This window comes from Kribbella sp. NPDC002412, assembly GCF_053592935.1.
Genome location: NZ_JBSFBL010000011.1, coordinates 60,321 through 79,969, shown reverse-complemented (window position 1 = coordinate 79,969; position 19,649 = coordinate 60,321). Strand labels below are relative to the sequence as shown.

Below are 19,649 nucleotides of genomic sequence, written 5' to 3'. Positions count from 1 at the left end.
CTTGCCCGGCCCCGATGGCGTGGCGGGAAACAGCGGATTGCTGGCCGGAAACCGCCTTGCGCCCGACCTCGGCCCGTAATTATCGTTTAGGCATTACACCCCTGACAGTGAGGACGACGATGGCCTCCGCTTCCGCCGCCGTAGTGCCCGAGACCAGTGGGCGCCAGGCGTCCACGGCGATGATCTGGTCCGCCCTGGCGGTCGTGTACGTCGTCTGGGGTTCGACGTACCTCGGGATCCGGGTGGTCGTCCAGGCGGAGATCCCGCCGATGCTCGGGATGGCGGCCCGGTTCCTGGTGGCCGGTGTCCTGCTCGCTGGGTTCCTGGCGCTGAAGTCGGGCTGGCGCCGGCTGCGGGTGACCAAGCAGGAGGCGTTCGGCGCCGCCGTGGTCGGTCTGCTGCTGCTTGCCTTCGGCAACGGCGCGGTCGCGATCGCGGAGCAGACCGTGCCGTCCGGGCTGGCCGCACTGCTGGTCGCCGCGATCCCGTTGTGGCTGATGCTGCTGCGCGTCGGCGGTGGCGATCGGCCACGCGCGCTCTCGTGGGTCGGCGTACTGATCGGCTTCGCCGGTGTCGCACTGCTCGCGTTGTCAGGTGGCAACACGAGCGCGAAGCCGCTGTCCGTCGCGATCCTGGTCGTCGGCACGATCTGCTGGGCGACGGGCTCGCGGTTCTCGCCACAGCTGGGCCTGCCGCGCGATCCGCTGGTGGCGGCGCTCTACGAGATGCTGTTCGGCGGTGCGGCGATGCTGTTGCTCGGCGTACTGCGGGGAGAGCCGGGACGGCTGCACCTGGACCGGATCGACGGCTCGGGGTGGATCGCGCTGGGGTATCTGGTCGCGTTCGGGTCGCTGCTCGCGTACACGGCGTACAGCTATCTACTGGCGAACGCGCCGATCTCGCTGATCGGGACCTACGCGTACGTGAACCCGGCGGTCGCCGTACTGCTCGGGTGGCTGATCCTCGACGAGCACGTGACCTGGCAGATCCTGTTCGGCGGCGGCGTGATCATCATCGGGGTGGCCCTGGTGGTGACGGCCGAGCGGCGGCCGCGGACGACGTCCTGACAAGGAAGAACCCGGGCCCCTGAGGACCCGGGTCTCCCACCGCTGCCGATGCGCGCGGCAGCGGGACCTTGTTGCCGGCCGGCGCCCTGCCCCGAAAAAACACGGCGCGAAACTCCGGCAATGGTTCCAACGATATTCCGATTCATCATGGTATTGCCAATTCGGCGACCACCGAGCCCACCGATAACAATCTTCCGAATCACCGGGTTTCATCCGTCACCCGCGCACACTCAACGACGGACTCCGGCATCGGTTACGGGCGGTCGCCGGTAAAAGTGAGGACGCCTCCAACCGCACCTGGTTACCGGCAAGTTGCCTGGTCAGGGCGGATTCGTTGTCTCGTCAGCGAAGTCATCACACGACGGCTATGAGGGCCCGCGTGGATCAAATAGTTGACGAAAAAGTTTGTAACCGGCCCCATCAGGTGTCGTTACCACTAAGACGAATCCGTCAAACCCGAAAGGAAACCTGGCATAATGCAGGTAACTCGCAAGATCGCCGCCGCCGCGGCCGTGGCGACCGTCGCCACGCTGGGCCTGGCCACCGTCGTGAGCGCGAACGTTCTCGACGACGCGACGCAGAAGGCTCAGGGCACCGGCCTGGCCGACGCCGCGTCCGTGGCGAGCAAGGGCTACGGCAAGGGCGGCCCGAGCTGGCACTGGATCAAGAAGGACGGCTCGCTCGTCGCCGTCGACGACAACAACGTCGGTCCGTTCCAGGCCTGCCACAACTTCGGTTCCGGCACCGGCATCGGCGGCAACGTGCCGGTGAGCGACGTCGTCGGCATCGTCGGCTGGGGCAACGACGGCAACAGCATCACCGCCGTCAAGACCTGCGAGCAGGACAGCGAGCAGAACAACCACAAGTGGTACAAGGCTGACTCGCACGGTCTGGTCTCCGTGAGCAACAACAACGTCGGCCCGTTCCAGGCCTGCCACAACGAGCTGTCGGCCACGGGCATCGGCGGCAACGTGCCGATCACCAACCTGTCCGGCATCCTGGGCCTGGACAACGACGGCAACTCCATCGACTCGCTGAAGACCTGCGAGCAGGAGTCCGAGCAGAACAACTGACCCCTCCCTGGTCAGTGATGCAGGACCCGAAGGAGTCACCTCGGTGGGGTGACTGATTCGGTAGCACCACCCAGCGGCGCCGGGAGCAAGCCTCACTCCTCCCGGCGCCGCACCACGCCCGGCCCCCGTCCCAGCGCGGGCCGGGCACACTTCTTTTCACCCCCTGGTCCGTGTGTAAGGAAACCGGGGGCGCGCGCGGGGAGCGGTGGGCGTGAACAGGCTATTTCGTGTGTGAGCCCACCAGAGGACGTGTCAGGTCACGAGTGCCGGCGCCGCCCCGGCCGTCCGTCGCCCCGGCCGTCCGTCGCGCGCGGGCCGACCGTCCGGCCGACCACCGTCCGGGGCCAGCCGGCTCACCTGGGCTACAGGTTTCTCAGGTCGATGCAGGAGCCGTTGGGGAGGTCGCGGGCCAGCAAGGACCAGATGCCGGTGGCGGCGTCCGTGGGGGTGGTGAGGGAGCCCGATTCCTTGAGATGGTGGAAGCGGGCTACGGAGGGGAAGGCCTGTTCGGGCGTCGAGCGGATCTCGGACTGCATGGCCGTGTCGACCACGCCGGGGGCTACGGCGATCACGCGGCAGCCGCCGGCGGTGTCCTGTTCGGCGCCGACCGTTCGGACCCAGTGTTCGACGGCCGCCTTCCCGGCGTTGTACGACGACCAGCCCGCATAAGCCGTCTTCGCGGCACCGGAGGACAGCAGGACCAGGTGGCGCTCGCACGTCAGCCCGGCGGTCGCCTCGAGGAACGCCCGGCCCAGGACCTGCGGCGCAGCGGAGTTCAGCAGAACTGCGCGGGTGTAGTCAGATCCGTCGACCGCATCCGCCGGCCCGATCGGAGAAATCGTGCCGGCGTTGTGGATGAACACCACGCGGTCGCCGTCGTAGCCGGTCAACTCCTCAGTGAAGTGCTCCGAGACGCGGGCCCAGTCAGCCGGGTCCGACAGGTCGGCCTTGAAGTGTTCGGCCGGGCCGCCGCCGCTCCGGGACACGTCGATCACGCGCGCGTCGCCGTACGGGACCGTTGCGGCCAGGGCCGCGCCGATCCCGGCCGATGCGCCCGAGATCCAGATCAGCGAGGTCACTGGCGCCAGGCGCGGGCGACGGACAGGAACAGGTCGTTCGCCTCGCGTTCGCCGATGGTGACCCGTGCGCCGTCGCCGGGGAACGGGCGGACCGACACACCCTCGGCCTGGACCGCCTCCGCGAACGCGACGGTGTCGTCGCCGAGTGGCATCCAGACGAAGTTCGCATGGGTCTCGGGGACGTCCCAGCCGGCCGCGCGGAGCTCGTCGACCACTCGGGTGCGCTCGGTCACCAGCGCGTCGACCCGCTCGAGCAGCTCCTCCTCGGCGGCGAGCGACGCGATCGCCGCGGCCTGCGCGACGTGGCTGACCCCGAACGGCAGGGCGCACTTGCGGATCGCCGACACCACCGGCGGGTGCCCGACGGCGTACCCGACCCGGAAGCCGGCCAGGCCGTACGCCTTGGAGAAGGTCCGGAGTACGACGACGTTCGGCCGGTCGCGGTACACGTCGATGCCGTCGATCACGTCGGGCTCGCGGACGAACTCGCGGTAGGCCTCGTCCACCACGACCAGGACGTTCGACGGTATGGCGTCCAGGAACGCGAGCAGCTCGTCACGCCGCACCACCGGTCCGGTCGGGTTGTTCGGCGTACACACGAGGACCACCTTGGTCCGCTCGGTGAGCGCGGCCTCCATCGCCTTGAAGTCGTGCCGCGCGTCGTCGGTCAGCGGCACCTGGACCGACGTCGCGCCGGTCAGCTGGACCGCGATCGGGTACGCCTCGAACGAGCGCCAGGCGTAGACGACCTCGTCGCCCTCCGAGCACGCGGCCTGCAGCAGGTGGTAGAGCAGCGCGACGGACCCGGTCGCGACCGCAAGGTCACTCGTCGGTACGCCGAACCGCGCCGAGAGCGCCTCGAGCAGGTCGACCGCGCCCATGTCGGGGTAGCGGTTCATCTGGCCGGCGGCCTCGGTGGCGGCGGCGAGGACGCCGGGCAGCGGCGGGTACGGGTTCTCGTTGCTCGACAGCTTGTAGGTCGGCCGGTCGTCGGTCCGGACCGGCGGACGGCCGGGCTTGTAAGCCGCGACGTCGTCCAGGCACGCCCGGAACCGCACCACATCCTCTGCGCTCATGCCCGCAGGCTAGCTCCAACCCCACTCCCGAACCACCCTCCCGGACGTGGTCTGGCCCACCCCGGTCCAGCCGTTTGACTCGCGGCAATCCGGACTGCACACTGACGGATTGTCGGACAATCAGGGGATCTGTCAAAAGATCTCAAAGGCAACCGCGCGAGCGCGGTGGGACCTGTCCAACCGCGCGAGCGCGGTGGGACAGGTGCACCGCGGCCGCTGGGCGCGGGTCGGGACAAGGGAGTGCTCATGGGTCAGTCGCTGGAGTGGGGTCGCCGGTATCTGATGGTCCGCCCGGACCACTTCCGGATCGACTACGTGATCAACCCCTACATGTCCACGCAGGACCAGCCGGACCCCGAGCTGACGCTGAAGCAGTGGGACTCGCTGCGGCAGGCGATCGTCGACGCCGGGGGCGCGGTCGAGGTGCTGGCGCAGCGACCGGACTCGCCGGACATGGTGTACGCGATGAACCTCGGTCTGGCGACCGCGGACGGGCGGGCGATGCTCTCGCACATGCGGTTCGAGCCGCGGCGGAAGGAGTCGCTGACCGCGAGCGACTGGTTCGCCGGGCACGGGTTCACGCTCGACCGGATCGGGTCGGGTGGGGTCGGGCCGCACTTCGAGTCCGGGGACGCGTTCGTGTACGGCGACAGCCTGGTCGTCGGGTACGGGCCGCGGACCGAGCTCGGGGCGCTCAAGCGGCTGGCGGCCGAGTGGGGCGTCCGGGTCCGCGGGCTGCGGATCACGCACGAGGGCATGTACCACCTGGACCTGCCGTTCTGCCCGGTGGACAGCACGCACGCGATGATCTACCCGGCGGCGTTCGACGCGGAGAGCCAGGCGGAGCTGTTCCGGATCGTGCCGGAGCCGATCGTGCTCACCGACGAGGAGGCGTTCGCGTTCAGCGGCAACTCGATCGTCGTGAACGAGACGATCATCATGCCGGCCTGCTCGCCGCGCCTGCACGACCTCCTCACCGGCCTCGGCCTCCGGGTGGTCGTCCTCGACCTCACCGAGTTCCACAAGGCCGGCGGCTCCGCCCGCTGCCTCACCAACCCGCTGGACTTCGACCTGACCCCAGCCAGCACCCCAGGCGGCGAGCTCATCCTCCCCGCCTGACCGTCTACTTCGTGTAGATGAGTTCGAGGTTGTCGGGGTCGTAGCCGTGGCCGGTCAGCCATTCGAGGGCCTTCTTCTGGCCTTCGGAGTCGGTGATCTTGATGTAGAAGGCCAGGTACTCGGGGTCGCCGGGGTGGGCTTGGGACAGGCCTTGGTTGATGGTGAAGCCGGGGCCGATGTACGGGAGCTCCTGGAGGATCGGGTACTTGGCCGCGAGCCGGCGGTTGAGCTCGTCGAAGCGGCGGCCGGACTCCGCCTCGGCCTCGAGCTGCTCACCCGGGTGCTGCTTCTCCCAGGCGCGGCCCTCCGCGCTGTTGGAGAACAGGTACATCTTGTACTGCGAGTCCTCGCTGATCTCGATCGTCTGCGTGTAGGACTGGAAGCCACGCCGCTCGCCGGTCAGCGTGTGCTTGCCCTCCTTCAGCTTGATCTCGCCGTTGGCGGGGACCTGCTTGCCGTCCACGGTGAGGGTGAGGTCGTTCGGGATCGACTTCACGGTCAGCGTGTGCTCCGGGTTGCCGCGGAACAGCAGGATCCCACCGAGCACGATCAGCGCGATCACGACCACCGTGCCGCTGAGCACGAACAGCCGCCGGTTCTCATCCATCAGTCCGATGCTCCAGATTGCTTGAGCCGGGCCACCGTGTAGTGGCCGCGGTAGTCGGAGAAGTACACGTGCGAGGCCTCCGGCACGTGACCGTACAACGACGCCGACGCCGCGTTGTAGGTGCGTCCGTCGCCGCCCTTGTAACTGCCGGTGTACAGGTAGGTGTGGCCGTCGATGATGAAGATGTCGCCGGGTTTGAGCTGGCCCTCGTTGTTCAGGTTGTCGAAGATCTGGTACTTCCCGGAGCTGCGCAGGTAGTCCATCTGGGCGGTCGTGCCGCGCGGGGCGTAGTCCTTGTCGACGCCGCTCATCCGCATCACGGTCGCCACGAACACGCCGCAGTCGGTCAGCACGTCCTCGCCGGACGAGCCGTTGTGGTCCCGCACCGCCTGCTCGTAGGTCGGGTTGATCGGCTTCGGGTTGTGGCCGTGGTTCGGGGTGTCCCAGGCGAGCTGGAGCGCGGTCTTCACGATGTCGCCGTTGCCCGCGCCGCAGCCGCCGGCGCCGCCCTCGGAGGGCGCGGTCCCGCCGAAGGTCGCGAGCACCTCGCGGGCCGCGGTCTTGCGCTGGGTGTACCGCTCGTGGTTGAGGTTGTCGGAGCCCAGGAAGCGTTCGTAGTACCGGCCGAAGGCGACCGCGGCGTCCTCGACCGTCCGCGCCTGCTTGAGCATGTCGCCGGCGTGCTTCTCGGGGATCGCGGTCTGGCCGGCCAGCTGCTTCTTGAGGAACTCGAGCTGGTACTCCAGCGAGCCGATCACGGCGTCGTCGACGCCGGCCTCGCGGGACGGGTTGATCATCTTGCCGGCCGGCGTCCACTGGACGATGCCCCAGCCGCCGGAGAAGGTGACCACGTCGGACGGGTTGGTGACCGTGCCGGGCGCGGTGCCCTCCTTCCGGCCGGGCTCCACGCCGGACTCGTGGATCATGTTGCCGACGATCCCGGCGGCCTGCTCCTTGGAGTACCCGTTCGAGGCGAAGTAGTTGAACGCCTTCTGCTGGTTGTTCGACCCGGACAGGTCGCTGCAGCCGCAGCCGCCGCCGGCGTCCTCGACCTCGTCGCCGAACGCGTCGTCGTCCGGGTCGGGATCGGTGTTGACGAGGTTGCCGTCGCCTTCCTTGTCGATCCACATCTCGAAGTGCAGGTGCGCGCCGGTCAGGCCCGGGGTGGACTCGTCCTCCGAGCCCGAGGTGCCGATCGGCCTGCCGCGCTCGACCTTGTCGCCGACCCGGACCGAGATGGTCTTGAGGTACTTGTACCGGGTCTCGATGCCCTCGTCGTGCCTGATCCGGACCTGGCGGTCGGAGGTGGAGACGACCTCGCCGTCCTCGGCCGCGTACACCTTGCTGCCCTCGTCGACCTCGAAGTCGACCCCGGAGTGGCTGTTGCCCTCGGAGTCGGGGTCGGACCACCCCTGGTCGACCTCGTGCCGGTCGGTCGGCCAGGCGAACGCGGCACTCTCGGACTCGGACGGCACGCACTGGGCCGCCGCGGTGTCCATGCTGGCCAGGCCGCCGACGATCAGCGCCACCACGATGATCAGTGGCAGGACCAGCACCAGCATGACGCCGCCGAGGATCGGCAGTGCTTTGCTGTCACCCACGGTCGGCTCCTCGCTGGCTCAGTGGCCCTCCGCGGCGGATCGCGGAGAGGGGCGGCCACTGGGGAAAATGCTGCCCGAAAACCAGGTCATCATGTCGGCAGTTATCCACAGGTTGCACGGCGGGTCGGGTGCGGACGCCGGGTCGAGCGCGACAACGGACCTTGACTGGACGAGAATCTCCCCATGTACGAACGGCTGCGGGTGGATCGCTCGACCACGGTGGACCGGGTGGTCGACGCGCTGCGCGCTGCCCTCTTCGCCGGCGACCTGGAGCCTGGTACGCCGTTGCGCGAGCAACCGCTCGCCGAGGCCCTGGGGGTTGCCCGGAGCACCGTTCGCGAGGCGATGACGATGCTGGTCACCGAGGGCCTCGCGATCCGGGAGCCGAACAAGGGCGTCAGTGTCGCGATCCTGCACCCGGAGGCGGTGGCCGACATCTGCCGGGCCCGGTTCGTGCTGGAGTCGGCCGGGATCCGGGCCTGGTTCGACGCCGACGAGGCCGCCCGGGAGCGGGTCCGGGAGGCGATGCGGACGTTCGCCGCGACCGCCAAGGACGGCGCCGACCCGGAGGCGATGACCGAGACGCACCTGGCCATCCACCGCAGCCTGGTCGCGCTGACCGGCAGCGAACGGCTGATCGCGACCGCCGACGCGATCACCGGCGAGGCGCGGCTGGCGCTGGCCCGCGTGGACGCCCTGCGCCAGGACGCCCGGCAGCAGGTGGCCTCGCACCGCAAGCTCGTCCGCCTGCTCGAGCGCGGCGAGCTCGACGAGTGTGTCGAGGAGCTCGGCCGCCACCTCGCCGGTGCTCAGGAGTCGTTGCTCGAAGCGATCGCTACCCCGCCGCGCTGACCCCGCCTGCCGCACTCACCACGCCCGCGGCGGTGACGTCGTACGTCGCCGAGCCGACCCGGAGGCCGGTCAGGCGAGCGTCCGGGTCCAGTGCGCTGACCTGCGGGTTCGCGGTGACCGTGCCGTCCAGCGCGACCTCGAGGCCGAAGACACCCTCCAGGATCAGGCTGACCCAGGAGCCGGACGACGAGCAGGACCAGTCGATCAGGTACGGGAACTGCGGCGGCGACTTGCGCGCCCCACCCGCCATGGCCGGCGCCGCCTCCTCCACGAAGTGCGCCTGACCGGTCGGCCCCTGGTTGGCCGTCTTCGCCAACCCCGGCAACCAGTCCAGCAGCACGTCACCGCGACCCAGGGCGAACAGCGCGCGCCCGGCATCCGCCGGCCAGGCCGGATAGGCGCCGTTCCACTGGTGATCCGGCCGCACGCTGAAGGCAGCATCGGCGTCGTACGGCGACAGCGCACGCATCCACGTGGGCGTCTGCAGCTCCCGCTGGAAGAACGCGACCATCTCGCTGCGCTGCTCCGGCGAGAGGTCGGACGCCATCGTCGTACCCACGATGTTGAAGTCGTAGCAGTGCCGCACCGGGACCAGCGCGCCGTCGGGCTGGCGTGCGTGCCAGAAGCCGGCGCCCTCGATGTACAGCTCGTTGACGTGGCCTGCCTGCTCATCTGCCTCCTTGCGCAGCAGCACGGCACGGTCGTCGTCTCCGGCGCGTGCGGCGATCTCAGCGGCGACGCGCAGGCACCAGACGTTGGCGGCGTTGAAGCTGGCCACCTCGTGCACGTAGCTGCTGACGCACTCCAGCAGGTTGTCGATACCGCCGTAGTCCGCCAGCGCGTGCTCACCCCGCAGACCGCGCCAGGCCGTCGCCCAGTCGTGCAGGTGCTCCGCCACCGGCTTGTCGCCCACAGAGGCGTCCAGGAAGCCGGAGTCCCCGGTGAAGCGCACGTAGTCGCGCACGAGTCGCGTCATGGCGAAGTCGTTGACCGAGTACCAGTAGCCGACCGGTCCGCCGGTCAGCCACTCGGTCCCGAAGTGCTTGTGGGTGTCGAGGTCGATCCAGTGCTCGATGTGCCGCCGCATCGGCTCCGGGTCCAGCAGCGCATGCGTCAGCGAGGACAGGCTGTAGTCCCAGATGAAGGTGGTGGTCTGCCAGTAGCGCGGCATCAGCGTGTCGTACGTCCGCCCGAGCACGCTCGCCGGGTTGTCGCGCCGGAACCACACCACGCCGAGCACGCCCCACCAGTACAGCTTCCGCAGCGCCTCGTTCGACGTCTCCAGGATCGGCAACGACCCACTGAACCCGTCACCGGCCGGGTCGAACGCATCCGCCAGCACCTTGTCCCACAAGCGTTCTGCATCAGAGATCACGGTGGAAACGTCCGCGACACAGGCGTCGTAGTGCGACCCTGCCTCAGCCAGATCCCCAGCCAGCACATGCACGTACCCGACGCGCGCCTGCCCGGAAGCATCCAGAGCTACAGTTGCCTCAAGCATCGACCGGTCCGCGACAGCTGGTACGTCGAGACCCTGGAGGCTCACCGCGGACCCGGACTCCCCGGTGCCGACGACACGGCCCTCGGCCGCGGTCAGCGTGTTCGGCTCCGACGGCGGCTCGGGTTTCAACCAACCGCTCCCCGATCGGGTCGCGGTGCTGTCGAGCGCGAGGCCGAGGCGAACGGACCGTCCAGGTGCGCCCGCGAGCTCGAGCTGCACAACTACTGCGGGTCGGCCGGGTGCGCACGCGGTGGTTGTCCGCAGCTCGAGCCCGTCGACCACCGTCGAGCGCACGACGCAGTCCGGTCGCCACACCACCTCGACGACGCCGCCGTACGAGCGGGCCAGCCGTCCGTCGACGTACAGCTGGCCGGTAATGCAGTCCCCGTGCGAGTACGGCGGGAAGTTGACGCTGCGGATCGCGAACACGTCCAGGTCCACCTGCGCGGTGCCCAGGAAGTTCGTCAACCCGGGCGGGTTGAACATGTCGTCGTACGTGTGGGTCAGCACGTCGCTGGCGAGGTCGGCGCTGGACGGGATCGTCATGAAGGGTCGGCCCAATCGGTGTTCGGGAGCAGGGGGTACCAGTCCGGTCTGGCCGGGTCCCGGTCGTACGGGTAGGGGCCGAGCTCGCGGAACAGCTCCGCGTACTCGGCGAGCTTGTCGCGGTCCAGCTCGACGCCGAGCCCGGGGCCGTCCGGCACCGCGATCGCGCCGCCGTCGTACGGAATCTTGCCGCCGGCAATGATGTCGTCGCGCAGGTGGTGGTAGTGCGCGTCGGCCGCGAAGGACAGGTTCGGTACGACGGCGCCCAGGTGCAGCATCGTGGCCAGCTGGATGCCGAGCTCGCCGGAGGAGTGCACGGCGACGCCGAGCTGGAACGTCTCGCAGACGCCGGCCGCCTTGATGCACGGCCGGATCCCGCCCCAGAACGTGGTGTCGAGCAGGATCACGTCGACGGCGGGATCGCGGACGTTCGCGGCGAGCTGCTCGAAGTTCACCACCACGGTGTTCGTGGCCAGCGGGATCGAGGTCTTCGAGCGGACCCGGCGCATCCCGTTCAGGCCCCAGGTCGGGTCCTCGAGGTAGTCGTTGTCGAGGTCCTCGATGCCGCGGGCGAACCGGATCGCCTCCTCGACCCCGAAGGCGCCGTTCGGGTCGAACCGGACCCGGTGCCCGGGGAACGCCTCGGCCAGCGCCCGGAAGCACTCGCGCTCGTAGTCCGGCGGGAAGACGCCGCCCTTCAGCTTGTGCACGCTGAACCCGTGCTCGTCGACGAGCTCGCGCGCATGCTTGACCAGCTGCTCCGCGGTCCGGATCTCGCCGGTCCCGTCGTCGGCCGGGTGCCGGAAGAACAGGTAGCTCGCGAACGGCACCTTCGAGCGGACCTTGCCGCCGAGCAGCTCGTGCACCGGCACGCCGAGGTGCTTGCCCTGCAGGTCGAGACAGGCGAACTCGACGGCGGCCAGCAGTTGCGTCCGGTTGTTGTAGAGGCTCGCGGTCGGGTTGGCCAGCATCCACCGCAGCGCCTCGGTGCGCGCCGGATCGTGGCCGACCAGGTACGGCTTCAGACCGACGACGGCCGCCTCGGCGCTCTGCCCGCCGCCGCCCATCTCGCCCAGACCGATCAGCCCGTTGTCGGCCTCGATCTCGACCACGGTCCGCACGAACCGCCCCCAGTGCGCGCCGTTGCTGTGCCGCAACGGCGCCTCCAGCGGCATCGTCACGGTCGTGGCCCGGATGTCGACGATCTTCACTTCGAATCCTCCGGCAGTACGACGGCCAGCCCGGCGGTCAGCCCGCCGTCCACCTTCACGTCCGCTCCGGTCACGAAGGCCGCGGCCGGCGACGCGAGGAAATGGATGACCTCGGCAACTTCTCCCGGTGTCGCGACCCGGCCGAGCGGGTGCGAACGCCCCCACTCGGCAATCACGTCGTCCGTCGACCGCCCACCACCGAACTGGGCGGCCGAGGTCCGCAGCATCGGCGTATCAACGGACCCCGGGCAGACCGCATTCACCCGAATCCCGTCCGGAGCGTGGTCGACAGCCATCGCCCGGACCAGGGACAGCAACGCACCCTTGCCCATCGAGTACGCCGCCACGCTCTTCTGAGCCGCATACGCCTGCACGGAGGCGACCACCACGACGCTGCCACCCCGCGGGAGCTTCGGCACGAACGCCTGGCAGGCGAAGAACACCCCACCGACGTTCACCGCCATCACCTCGTCGTAGACCGACGCCGGCGTGTCGACGACGGTGCCGTAGCGCTGGACTCCCGCGGCACAGACCAAGGCATCGACACTCTCGAGGTCCGCGGCGGCAGCGGCGAGCGCCTCGCGATCGCCGACATCCACGGCGACGCCAGTCACCTGGTCGCCGAGGTCAGCGTGCAGCGCTGCCAAGGCGTCGGCGTCCCGGTCGAGCGCCAGGACCCGGTCGCCCGCCTGGACAAAGCGCTCGACCGCGCCGCGACCGATACCGGCGGCTCCCCCGGTGACCACAACTGTGCGACTCATATCCGCCTTTCAGAACTGGCCGAGGGCGAGGCCCCGGGAGAAGAAGCGTTGTGCGGCAAGGAACAGGATGACGGTGGGCAGCGACACCAGCAGGCCGCCCGCGAGCACGGTCGGCAGCGCGGCGCCGCCGTACGTGCTCTGCAGGCCGGTCAGCGCGGGCATGATCGGGCGGACCGACTCGGACTGGCTGAGGGTCAGGCCGAGCAGCAGGTCGTTCCAGACGAAGGTGGCCTGCAGGATGAAGATCGCGGCCAGCGCCGCCCCGGCCATCGGCAGGTAGATGCTGCGGAAGATCCGGAACAGCCCGCCGCCGTCGACCACCGCGGCCTCGAACACGCTGCGCGCGATCCCGGTGAAGAAGTTGCGCATCACGAACGCCGAGAACGGCACGCTGATCGCGGTGTAGACGATCACCATCCCGAGCCGGGTGTCGTAGAGGCCGGAGTCGGCGAACCCGGAGAACAGCGGCATCAGGATCATCTGCAGCGGGAAGATCGTCCCGCCGAAGATGAACACGAACCACAGGAACCCGTGGCGAAGCCGCAGTACGACGATCGCGTAGCCGGCCGCGGCGCCGATCAGCACCGCGAGCACCGGCGAGACCACGCTGTAGAGCGTGGTCGCCAGCAGGGTGTCGCCGAGCGCGGCCTTGCTCCACGCGTCCGCGAAGTTCGCGAACAGGGCGAACCCGTCCGGCTTCCACACCGTCGCGGGGTCGTACCCGTCGACGGCCTTGGACGCGTTGACGATCAGCAGGTAGACGGGCGCCAGCCACAGCAGCCCGAGGACGACGAGGACTCCGGTTCTAACCTTGCTCACGTGAGTCCCCCAGTTGGTAGCGCAGGTACAGGATCGACGCGGCGAAGGTGACCAGGCTGAGGAACAACGCGATCGCGGAGCCCTGGCCGTAGTCGTTCAGCACGAAGGTCTCCTTGTACATGGAGAGTGCGAGCGTCTCGGACGACGTACCCGGACCGCCCTGGGTCATCACCCAGACCACGTCGAACGTCTTGAGACTGCCGACGATCGAGAGCCCGATCACCACCGTGGTGATGGGCCGAAGCTGCGGCCAGAGGTGGTGCAGGAACAGCCGGAACCCCTCGGCGCCGTCCAGCCGGGCAGCCTCGAGCGGCTCGGCCGGGATGGACTGCAACCCGACGACGAACAGCAGCGCGTTCACGCCAGCTGCCTGCCAGGTCACGGCGACGATCATCATCAGCGTGTTGCCCGGACCGGCCTGCAGCCAGCCGGTGTGCTCACCGGGCAGCCCGAGGAACCCGAGCGCCTGGCCGAGCGCGCCGTCCGGCTGCAGCACGAAGCCCCAGATGACACCGACCGCCACACCGGAGATGGCGTACGGCAGCAGGAACGGCAACCGCAGCCACGTCCCCCACTTGTGTCCATACGTCAGTACGGCGACCAGCAGCCCGAGCACCACGGGGAGCGTCACCATGCCAGCCACCCACAGCAGCGTGTTGACCAGCGCCCCCACCAGGTCGGGATCGCTGAACATCGCCTTGTAGTTGGCCAGCCCGGACCAGACCGGCGACGCCAGCCCGTCGTAGTCGGTGAAGCTGATGTACGTCGTCCACAGGAACGGCAGGTAGAGCAGCAGTGCGACCACGCCCGCAGCCGGCAGCCCGAACAGGGGTGCCACGCGCGCACCTGTCCGGGCTGACTGCTGGGCGGTGGCCCGCTGCTTGGTGGCAGCGGGCCGCTCGATGGTGGAAGTCACTTCTGCTTGGCCCAGTACGCGTCCGCCTCGGCCTGGATCTTCTGCAGGCCCGGCATCGGGTCGCCCGGCTTGGTGACGAACGCGCCGAACACTTCCAGCGCCTTGTTCGCGACCGGCACCGGCGTCGCCTCGAACCAGCGGTTGATCAGCCGGTAACCGTCACCGCCGACGTCCTTGTTGAGTGCGGCCAGGCTGGGATCCTTGACCTCGGCCTTCGGGTTGAAGGACAGGTCGCCGCGCGAGTTCGCCCACGCGGTCTGCGCCTGCGGGGTGACCCACCAGTCGGTCCACTTCTTGACCGTCGAGGAGTGCTCGCTCTGAGCCGCCGAGCACACCGGCCCGGTCTCGAAGATCATCGAAGTCTTCGGCAGCGCCGGGTTCACGTTCGGGATGACGAAGAAGTCGTAGTCGGTGCCGGCCTTCATCTTCAGCGAGTTCAGGTTGCCGCTGAACCAGGTGCCGAAGTTGATCATCGCCACGTCACCGTTCTTCAGCTGCGCCTGCGGCTCGGTCTTCGAGCCCGGGTCGCTGAAGTAGCCGGCGTCGATCATCTTCTTCCACTCGTTCATCACCTCGACCACGCCCGGGTCGGTCCACTTCGCCTTGCCGGCCGCGAGGGCGTCGTACAGGTCCGGGTCCTTGCCCGCGAGCAGCGTCTCGAACCAGACGAAGCTGAACAGGATGTTGGTCTGGTAGAACGGCTTCACGCCGGCCGCCTTGACCTTGTCGGCGACCGCCACCAGGTCGGCCCAGGTCTTCGGGGTCTCGGTGATCCCGGCCTTCTTGAAGACGGCCTTGTTGTAGTACATCACCCAGTAGCCGGCGTTCAGCGGGACGCAGTACTGCTTGCCGTCGAAGGTGAAGTACTGCTTGAGCTGCTCCGGCACGTTGCCGTCGGCAACCGCCTTGGTCCACTGGTCGGTGGTCTCGGCGACCAGCTTCTGGTCGACCAGGTCCTCCAGCTCCTTGCCGGTGTGCCAGGTGAACAGGTCGGCCTTCTCCTTGGTCCGGAACGACGACCGGATGAACGCCGTGTAGGTGTTGGAGTCGGAGTACCCGACCGGCTCCATCCCGACCCCGATGTCCTTCTTGCTGGCCGCGCCGACCTGGACGAAGGCGTCCTTCCAGCCACCCTTGTCGTTGTAGAACTTCAGCGAGTCGACCGGTTTGTCCTCGCCCTTGGCGGCCTCCGTGCCGCCGCCACCGCCCCCGCAGGCGGACAGCACGAGCGCGCCGGCCACCGCCAGGGCGGTCAGTGCTTTCCGGTTGGTGATGCGTTGCATGATGCGTCCTTCCAGCTCAGGGGTGCTGAAGTCGGTCGTTGATGACGGCAAGGACTCCGTCGAGGTGTTCGCGGGTGAGGCGCTCGGCCAGCTCCGGATCACCGGCCAGTACGGCGGCGTGGATGGCCCGGTGCTCGTCCAGGTCGGTCTGCCGGTCGCCGTGGATGTGCAGGATCTCCAGCTGCTCCCGGACGTTGACCACGGTCACTGACTCGACCACCTCGGCCAGCGTCGCGTTCCCGGACGCCTGTGCCAGCGAGCGGTGGAAGTCCATGTTGACCTCGGCCAGCTGGGCGTGGTCGCCGGAGGCGATCAGCTCGGCCGCGGCGGTGAGGTCGCGGTCCATCCGCTGCAGCGCGGCCTCGGTCCGGACCCGCGCGGCCAGGGCGGCGACGGGCGGTTCGATCAGGGCCCGGGCCTGCAGCAGCTCGATCAGGCGGTCCGACGACGGCGTCGGCGCCAATGGGTTCGGCAGCACCAGGCGGCCGATGTGCGGACCGACGTACACACCGGATCCGTGCCGGAGCTCAACCGCGCCGGTGGCCTCAAGCCTGCGCAGCGCTTCCCGGACAGTCGGTACGGCGACCTTGAACCGGTCGGCCAGCGACCGGACCGACTCGAACTGGTCCCCGGCCGCCAGCTTGCGATCGGCGATCAGCGCCAGCATGGACGTGGCCAGGTCGTCGAGCAGACTCCGCCGTACGACGCCACCCGACGTGCTCATCGGGCTTCCGCCAGCGTGACGGCGACGAAGCGCGGACGGTAGATGCTCACGTCGGCGTACAGGTCGGTGTTGGCGTCCAGGCTGTTGACGTTGTAGCTGATCAGGAGCTCGTTGCCGCGGCGCCGGTCCGGGTGGTCGTGGGAGTTGTACGTGATGATGTTGGCGTTCTGGTAGCTGCCGTCCGCACCGGTCTCCGGGGTCTGGTAGAGCTCGACCGGCTTGACGAACGGTCCGGTCGGCGAGCAGGAGAAGTAGCCGAGGACTCGCTTGCTGAACAGCTCGGTGGTGTCGTGCGTGACCAGCACGTAGCCGTCGCGCCACCGAGTCACGCTGTGCTCGTTGGCGACGCCCTCCAGCACGCGCACCGAGGCGGTCTCGTCCGCCGACCAGCCGCTGCCGGTCCAGTACTCCCACGGCTTCGCGGTCAGGTCGTCGCCGCGAACGCGCGCCACGTGCTGGTACTTCGACGCGCCCAGGTCCTCGACGCCGTAGATGTAGGTGTAGCCGCTGTCCCGCTGCAACCACGCCGACCACTGCACGTTGGCGGCGGACGGGATCGGGACCAGCTTGCGGAGCTTCAGCGTCTTGCTGTCGAACCGGGCGACGTAGTTGCTGGCCCAGCGCCAGTCCCACTGCCCCGGACCGGTCTTCTCGAACCGCAGGGCGACGACGTCGAGGTTGCGGCCCGCGTCGCTCGTCTGCGCCGCGCCGAACCAGTACCAGCCGTTGGCCGGCGGCGGCACGAGTGCTGTCGGGTTGGCCTTCGTACCTCCGGTCACGGTCTTCAGCGAGCTGCCGCGCTGCACGACGAACGAGTTGTTGATGAACGGCGTCGTGGTCGGGCGGCTACCGTCGGGGTTCACCGGGCCGAGGAAGGTGTCGGAGAAGATCCACACGGTCCGGCCGCCGGACAGCTTGACCGAGTTGGTGGTGTCGCCACCCGTCCAGCCCTTGCCGGTGTTGCTGTAGGCGTTGAGCTGGCCCTCCGGGTCGGCGTGCGGCTCCGCCTGAGCCGTCAAGTTGGTCCGTACGGCGTCACACTCGGCGGTCCCGTCCGGCGTGGCGGCCTCGGCCGCCGGCACGCCGACCGCGGCCGCTGACAGCGACAGCACAGCTACTGCAGACACCCAACGACGTGGTGACATCTTGGCTCCCAGCCCCGGTTTCCCGGCAGTCATTCACCTGACGAATGAAAGTGATCTGATCACTTGGTCATTAGCCTGTCAAGAGCCAGGGGTGAATCAGGGCGCGGCACGGGACTGGGTGCCACCCGCCGGATGGCAGGATCGACGGCATGAAGAACTTGATCATCAAGTTGCTCGCCAACGCGGTCGCGCTCGGGGTCGCGGCCTGGCTCATCAGCGGGATCACCATCCAGGGCGCCAGCACCGGCCGGCGGGTCCTCACGCTGCTGATCGTGGCGGCCATCTTCGGTGTGGTGAACGCGATCGTGAAGCCGATCGTGAAGCTGCTGTCGCTGCCGTTCATCATCCTGACGCTCGGCCTGCTGATCTTCGTGATCAACGCCGCGATGCTGCTGCTCACCTCGTGGATCACCGGGAAGCTGGACGTCCAGTTCCACGTCGACAGCTTCTGGCCGGCCGCGCTGCTCGGCTCGCTGGTGATCACGATCGTCGGCATGCTGCTGAACGCCGTACTCCCGGACAAGGCGGAGATCCGCTGACCATGCGGAGAGTCGAGATCGTCTGCACCGGAAACATCTGCCGGTCGCCGATCGGCGAGGTGGTGCTGCGCGCGAAGCTGGCCGCGGCGGGCATCGACGACGTGGTCGTGACCAGCTCAGGGACCGGTGGGTGGCACGTCGGCGACCCGATGGACCCGCGGGCCGCGGCCGCGCTCAGGCGGCGCGGGTACGACGGCAGCGCACACCGCGCGCAGCAGTTCCGGACTGGGTGGTTCGCCGACCGCGACCTCGTGCTCGCGATGGACTCCGGCCATCTGTCGGAGCTGACCCGCCGGGGAGGAACCGTCCAGCTGTTCGCGGAGGTCGACGTACCGGATCCGTACTACGGCGAGGACGACGGCTTCGACGAGGTCCTCGACCAGATCGAGAAGGCGGCCGACGTGTGGGTCGGCCGCCTCCGGTCGACGACTTAGGACTGGCCGATCTCGGCCTTCAGCCCGACGAACCAGTCGACGCCCGGGTCGAACTCCTTGCCGCCGGCGATCCGCGGGAACTCGATCGCGCGGAGCTGGTCGCCGCGCTCCTCGTCGTGGCCGACGACTCCGCTCTCACCGCGCAGCGCGGCGTCGACCGCGTAGTCGGTGCACTCCTTGATCAGCGCGAGGTCGCGGTCGTTGGCCGCGGCCGAGCGGCTGAAGTAGCCGCTCTTCTGCACCATCGTCTTCTCGGCGCCGATCCGCTCGGCGAACTGCTTGGCGAACCAGGCACCCGGGTTGATGGTGTCCAGCTTCACGTGCCCGAACGGGTCCCGGCCGACCTCCTCGCCGCGGGCCTCCAGCTCGGCCACGATCGACTCCACGCCGGCGCCCTCGGACAGGAAGATGTTGACGCAGTCGGTCTCGTCCATCACCTTGCGCAGCCGGTCCGCCTCGGCGTCCAGGTCGATCGTTGCCTCCGGCACGTACACGGCGTGCACATCCCAGCCGGCCGCGTCCAGGCCGATGCCCGGGTTCCAGTCCTGCTGCTTCCACCAGTCCCGGTACGCCAGGGCCGTTGCCGCGGTCAACCATCCGCAGTTGCGGCCCATCACCTCGTGGACGATCAGCATCCGGGGGTTCGAGGAGTGCTCGGCGATGATGTTGCGGGCGTACAGCGCGCCCTGCTCGGCCGCGGTCCAGGCGCCCAGGCTCTGCCGGATCGGGATCACGTCGTTGTCGATCGTCTTCGGCAGGCCGACCACGGTCAGGTCGTAGTCGTGCTCGTGCAGGTACGCCGCCAGGTCCGCGGCGGTGGTGTTGGTGTCGTCACCCCCGATGGTGTGCAGTACGTCGACGCCGTCGGCGACCAGCCGCTCGGCCGCGACCTGCAGCGCGTTCTGGCCGTCGGCGATCAGGCCGCGCTTGACCAGGTCGGCGGTGTTGGTCAGCTTGACCCGGCTGTTGCCGATCGGGCTGCCGCCGAACTTGTGCAGCACGCCGGCCTGGGCGCGCACCTCGGGGGTCACGTCGAGGTGCCGGCCGCTGAGCAGGCCGTGGTAGCCGTTCAGGTAGGCGATGATCTCCACGTCGGGCGCCACCTCGGTGTAGCGCTCGATCAGCCCGCCGACGGCGGACGACAGGCAGGGCGCGAGCCCGCCGGCGGTGAGCAGGGCAACTCTGCGGACAGACTTGTCGGCAGCCATGGGTCGGGTCCTTCCAAAGGTCGCTGAAGTCGCCACCAGACTAGTGATGCAGACCACTCTCCACGGTGGTTCGGCCCAGCTTTCGGAC

General features: G+C 68.9%; 19 protein-coding genes. 6 read left to right on the top strand and 13 right to left on the bottom strand.

What is annotated here, in order from left to right; genetic code table 11:
- Positions 1-119: 119 nt before the first annotated feature.
- On the top strand, positions 120-1,067 hold the full coding sequence (locus ACWCOV_RS11780) for an EamA family transporter (RefSeq protein ID WP_449829220.1): 948 nt from the start codon (positions 120-122) through the stop codon (positions 1,065-1,067).
- Between the two features lie 476 nt (positions 1,068-1,543).
- On the top strand, positions 1,544-2,140 hold the full coding sequence (locus ACWCOV_RS11775; protein ID WP_449829219.1) for a hypothetical protein: 597 nt from the start codon (positions 1,544-1,546) through the stop codon (positions 2,138-2,140).
- A gap of 362 nt (positions 2,141-2,502) precedes the next feature.
- Here the strand turns inward: ACWCOV_RS11775 and ACWCOV_RS11770 are convergent, their stop codons facing one another.
- Positions 2,503-3,219: an SDR family NAD(P)-dependent oxidoreductase gene (locus ACWCOV_RS11770; RefSeq protein WP_449829218.1), complete on the bottom strand. Its 717-nt coding sequence runs from the start codon at positions 3,217-3,219 to the stop codon at positions 2,503-2,505.
- Positions 3,216-4,295, bottom strand: a complete 1,080-nt coding sequence (gene hisC / locus ACWCOV_RS11765; RefSeq protein WP_449829217.1) for a histidinol-phosphate transaminase — start codon at positions 4,293-4,295, stop codon at positions 3,216-3,218. Before hisC ends, ACWCOV_RS11770 begins: the two co-directional genes overlap by 4 nt.
- 246 nt (positions 4,296-4,541) lie before the next feature.
- Here hisC and ACWCOV_RS11760 point away from each other — a divergent pair, with 246 nt between their 5' ends.
- Complete coding sequence (locus tag ACWCOV_RS11760) at positions 4,542-5,414, top strand: dimethylarginine dimethylaminohydrolase family protein (protein WP_449829216.1); 873 nt, start codon at positions 4,542-4,544, stop codon at positions 5,412-5,414.
- A 4-nt stretch (positions 5,415-5,418) separates the two neighbouring features.
- On the opposite strand, the gene ACWCOV_RS11755 is transcribed toward ACWCOV_RS11760, so the two are convergent.
- Both ACWCOV_RS11755 and ACWCOV_RS11750 read right to left on the bottom strand, forming a co-directional pair.
- Positions 5,419-6,021, bottom strand: a complete 603-nt coding sequence (locus tag ACWCOV_RS11755; RefSeq protein ID WP_449829215.1) for a PEGA domain-containing protein — start codon at positions 6,019-6,021, stop codon at positions 5,419-5,421.
- On the bottom strand, positions 6,021-7,622 hold the full coding sequence (locus ACWCOV_RS11750; protein WP_449829214.1) for a phage tail tip lysozyme: 1,602 nt from the start codon (positions 7,620-7,622) through the stop codon (positions 6,021-6,023). Before ACWCOV_RS11750 ends, ACWCOV_RS11755 begins: the two co-directional genes overlap by 1 nt.
- Positions 7,623-7,805: 183 nt before the next feature.
- On the opposite strand from ACWCOV_RS11750, the gene ACWCOV_RS11745 reads away from it, so the two are divergent.
- Positions 7,806-8,474: a GntR family transcriptional regulator gene (locus tag ACWCOV_RS11745; protein ID WP_449829213.1), complete on the top strand. Its 669-nt coding sequence runs from the start codon at positions 7,806-7,808 to the stop codon at positions 8,472-8,474.
- On the opposite strand, the gene ACWCOV_RS11740 is transcribed toward ACWCOV_RS11745, so the two are convergent.
- From ACWCOV_RS11740 to ACWCOV_RS11705, 8 genes are read right to left on the bottom strand one after another with little or no spacing between them, the layout of a single operon-like run.
- A complete protein-coding gene (locus tag ACWCOV_RS11740; RefSeq protein WP_449829212.1) occupies positions 8,458-10,521 on the bottom strand; it encodes a hypothetical protein in 2,064 nt (687 codons plus the stop codon). The genes ACWCOV_RS11745 and ACWCOV_RS11740 overlap by 17 nt on opposite strands.
- Positions 10,518-11,732, bottom strand: coding sequence for an enolase C-terminal domain-like protein (locus ACWCOV_RS11735; RefSeq protein ID WP_449829211.1), 1,215 nt, complete (start codon positions 11,730-11,732; stop codon positions 10,518-10,520). The genes ACWCOV_RS11740 and ACWCOV_RS11735 overlap by 4 nt, the downstream gene beginning before the upstream one ends.
- Positions 11,729-12,493: an SDR family NAD(P)-dependent oxidoreductase gene (locus tag ACWCOV_RS11730; protein WP_449829210.1), complete on the bottom strand. Its 765-nt coding sequence runs from the start codon at positions 12,491-12,493 to the stop codon at positions 11,729-11,731. Before ACWCOV_RS11730 ends, ACWCOV_RS11735 begins: the two co-directional genes overlap by 4 nt.
- A 9-nt stretch (positions 12,494-12,502) precedes the next feature.
- Complete coding sequence (locus ACWCOV_RS11725) at positions 12,503-13,312, bottom strand: carbohydrate ABC transporter permease (RefSeq protein ID WP_449829209.1); 810 nt, start codon at positions 13,310-13,312, stop codon at positions 12,503-12,505.
- Positions 13,299-14,228 (bottom strand): carbohydrate ABC transporter permease, encoded by a 930-nt coding sequence (locus ACWCOV_RS11720; RefSeq protein WP_449829208.1) that lies wholly within the window; start codon positions 14,226-14,228, stop codon positions 13,299-13,301. The genes ACWCOV_RS11725 and ACWCOV_RS11720 overlap by 14 nt, the downstream gene beginning before the upstream one ends.
- Positions 14,225-15,511: an ABC transporter substrate-binding protein gene (locus ACWCOV_RS11715; protein WP_449829207.1), complete on the bottom strand. Its 1,287-nt coding sequence runs from the start codon at positions 15,509-15,511 to the stop codon at positions 14,225-14,227. The genes ACWCOV_RS11720 and ACWCOV_RS11715 overlap by 4 nt, the downstream gene beginning before the upstream one ends.
- A 16-nt stretch (positions 15,512-15,527) precedes the next feature.
- The gene (locus ACWCOV_RS11710) at positions 15,528-16,235 is read right to left on the bottom strand and encodes a FadR/GntR family transcriptional regulator (protein ID WP_449829206.1); all 708 of its coding nucleotides are present in this window, start codon (positions 16,233-16,235) and stop codon (positions 15,528-15,530) included.
- Positions 16,232-17,380, bottom strand: a complete 1,149-nt coding sequence (locus tag ACWCOV_RS11705; RefSeq protein WP_449829205.1) for a DUF4185 domain-containing protein — start codon at positions 17,378-17,380, stop codon at positions 16,232-16,234. Before ACWCOV_RS11705 ends, ACWCOV_RS11710 begins: the two co-directional genes overlap by 4 nt.
- A gap of 149 nt (positions 17,381-17,529) precedes the next feature.
- Here ACWCOV_RS11705 and ACWCOV_RS11700 point away from each other — a divergent pair, with 149 nt between their 5' ends.
- A complete protein-coding gene (locus ACWCOV_RS11700) occupies positions 17,530-17,919 on the top strand; it encodes a phage holin family protein (RefSeq protein ID WP_449829204.1) in 390 nt (129 codons plus the stop codon).
- Between the two features lie 2 nt (positions 17,920-17,921).
- Complete coding sequence (locus ACWCOV_RS11695; protein ID WP_449829203.1) at positions 17,922-18,353, top strand: low molecular weight protein-tyrosine-phosphatase; 432 nt, start codon at positions 17,922-17,924, stop codon at positions 18,351-18,353.
- On the opposite strand, the gene ACWCOV_RS11690 is transcribed toward ACWCOV_RS11695, so the two are convergent.
- Entirely contained in the window at positions 18,350-19,561 is a 1,212-nt protein-coding gene (locus tag ACWCOV_RS11690) for a pyrophosphate--fructose-6-phosphate 1-phosphotransferase (RefSeq protein WP_449829202.1), read from the bottom strand. The two genes, ACWCOV_RS11695 and ACWCOV_RS11690, sit on opposite strands and share 4 nt — an antisense overlap.
- Positions 19,562-19,649 lie beyond the last annotated feature (88 nt).

Coding starts and splice junctions, on each gene's coding strand:
- ACWCOV_RS11755 (WP_449829215.1), bottom strand. CDS start 6,021: ATGGATGAGAACCGGCGGCTGTTCGTGCTCAGCGGCACGGTGGTCGTG.
- hisC (WP_449829217.1), bottom strand. CDS start 4,295: ATGAGCGCAGAGGATGTGGTGCGGTTCCGGGCGTGCCTGGACGACGTC.
- ACWCOV_RS11730 (WP_449829210.1), bottom strand. CDS start 12,493: ATGAGTCGCACAGTTGTGGTCACCGGGGGAGCCGCCGGTATCGGTCGC.
- ACWCOV_RS11705 (WP_449829205.1), bottom strand. CDS start 17,380: ATGTCACCACGTCGTTGGGTGTCTGCAGTAGCTGTGCTGTCGCTGTCA.
- ACWCOV_RS11695 (WP_449829203.1), top strand. CDS start 17,922: ATGCGGAGAGTCGAGATCGTCTGCACCGGAAACATCTGCCGGTCGCCG.
- ACWCOV_RS11690 (WP_449829202.1), bottom strand. CDS start 19,561: ATGGCTGCCGACAAGTCTGTCCGCAGAGTTGCCCTGCTCACCGCCGGC.
- ACWCOV_RS11700 (WP_449829204.1), top strand. CDS start 17,530: ATGAAGAACTTGATCATCAAGTTGCTCGCCAACGCGGTCGCGCTCGGG.
- ACWCOV_RS11740 (WP_449829212.1), bottom strand. CDS start 10,521: ATGACGATCCCGTCCAGCGCCGACCTCGCCAGCGACGTGCTGACCCAC.
- ACWCOV_RS11775 (WP_449829219.1), top strand. CDS start 1,544: ATGCAGGTAACTCGCAAGATCGCCGCCGCCGCGGCCGTGGCGACCGTC.
- ACWCOV_RS11780 (WP_449829220.1), top strand. CDS start 120: ATGGCCTCCGCTTCCGCCGCCGTAGTGCCCGAGACCAGTGGGCGCCAG.
- ACWCOV_RS11710 (WP_449829206.1), bottom strand. CDS start 16,235: ATGAGCACGTCGGGTGGCGTCGTACGGCGGAGTCTGCTCGACGACCTG.
- ACWCOV_RS11715 (WP_449829207.1), bottom strand. CDS start 15,511: ATGCAACGCATCACCAACCGGAAAGCACTGACCGCCCTGGCGGTGGCC.
- ACWCOV_RS11745 (WP_449829213.1), top strand. CDS start 7,806: ATGTACGAACGGCTGCGGGTGGATCGCTCGACCACGGTGGACCGGGTG.
- ACWCOV_RS11760 (WP_449829216.1), top strand. CDS start 4,542: ATGGGTCAGTCGCTGGAGTGGGGTCGCCGGTATCTGATGGTCCGCCCG.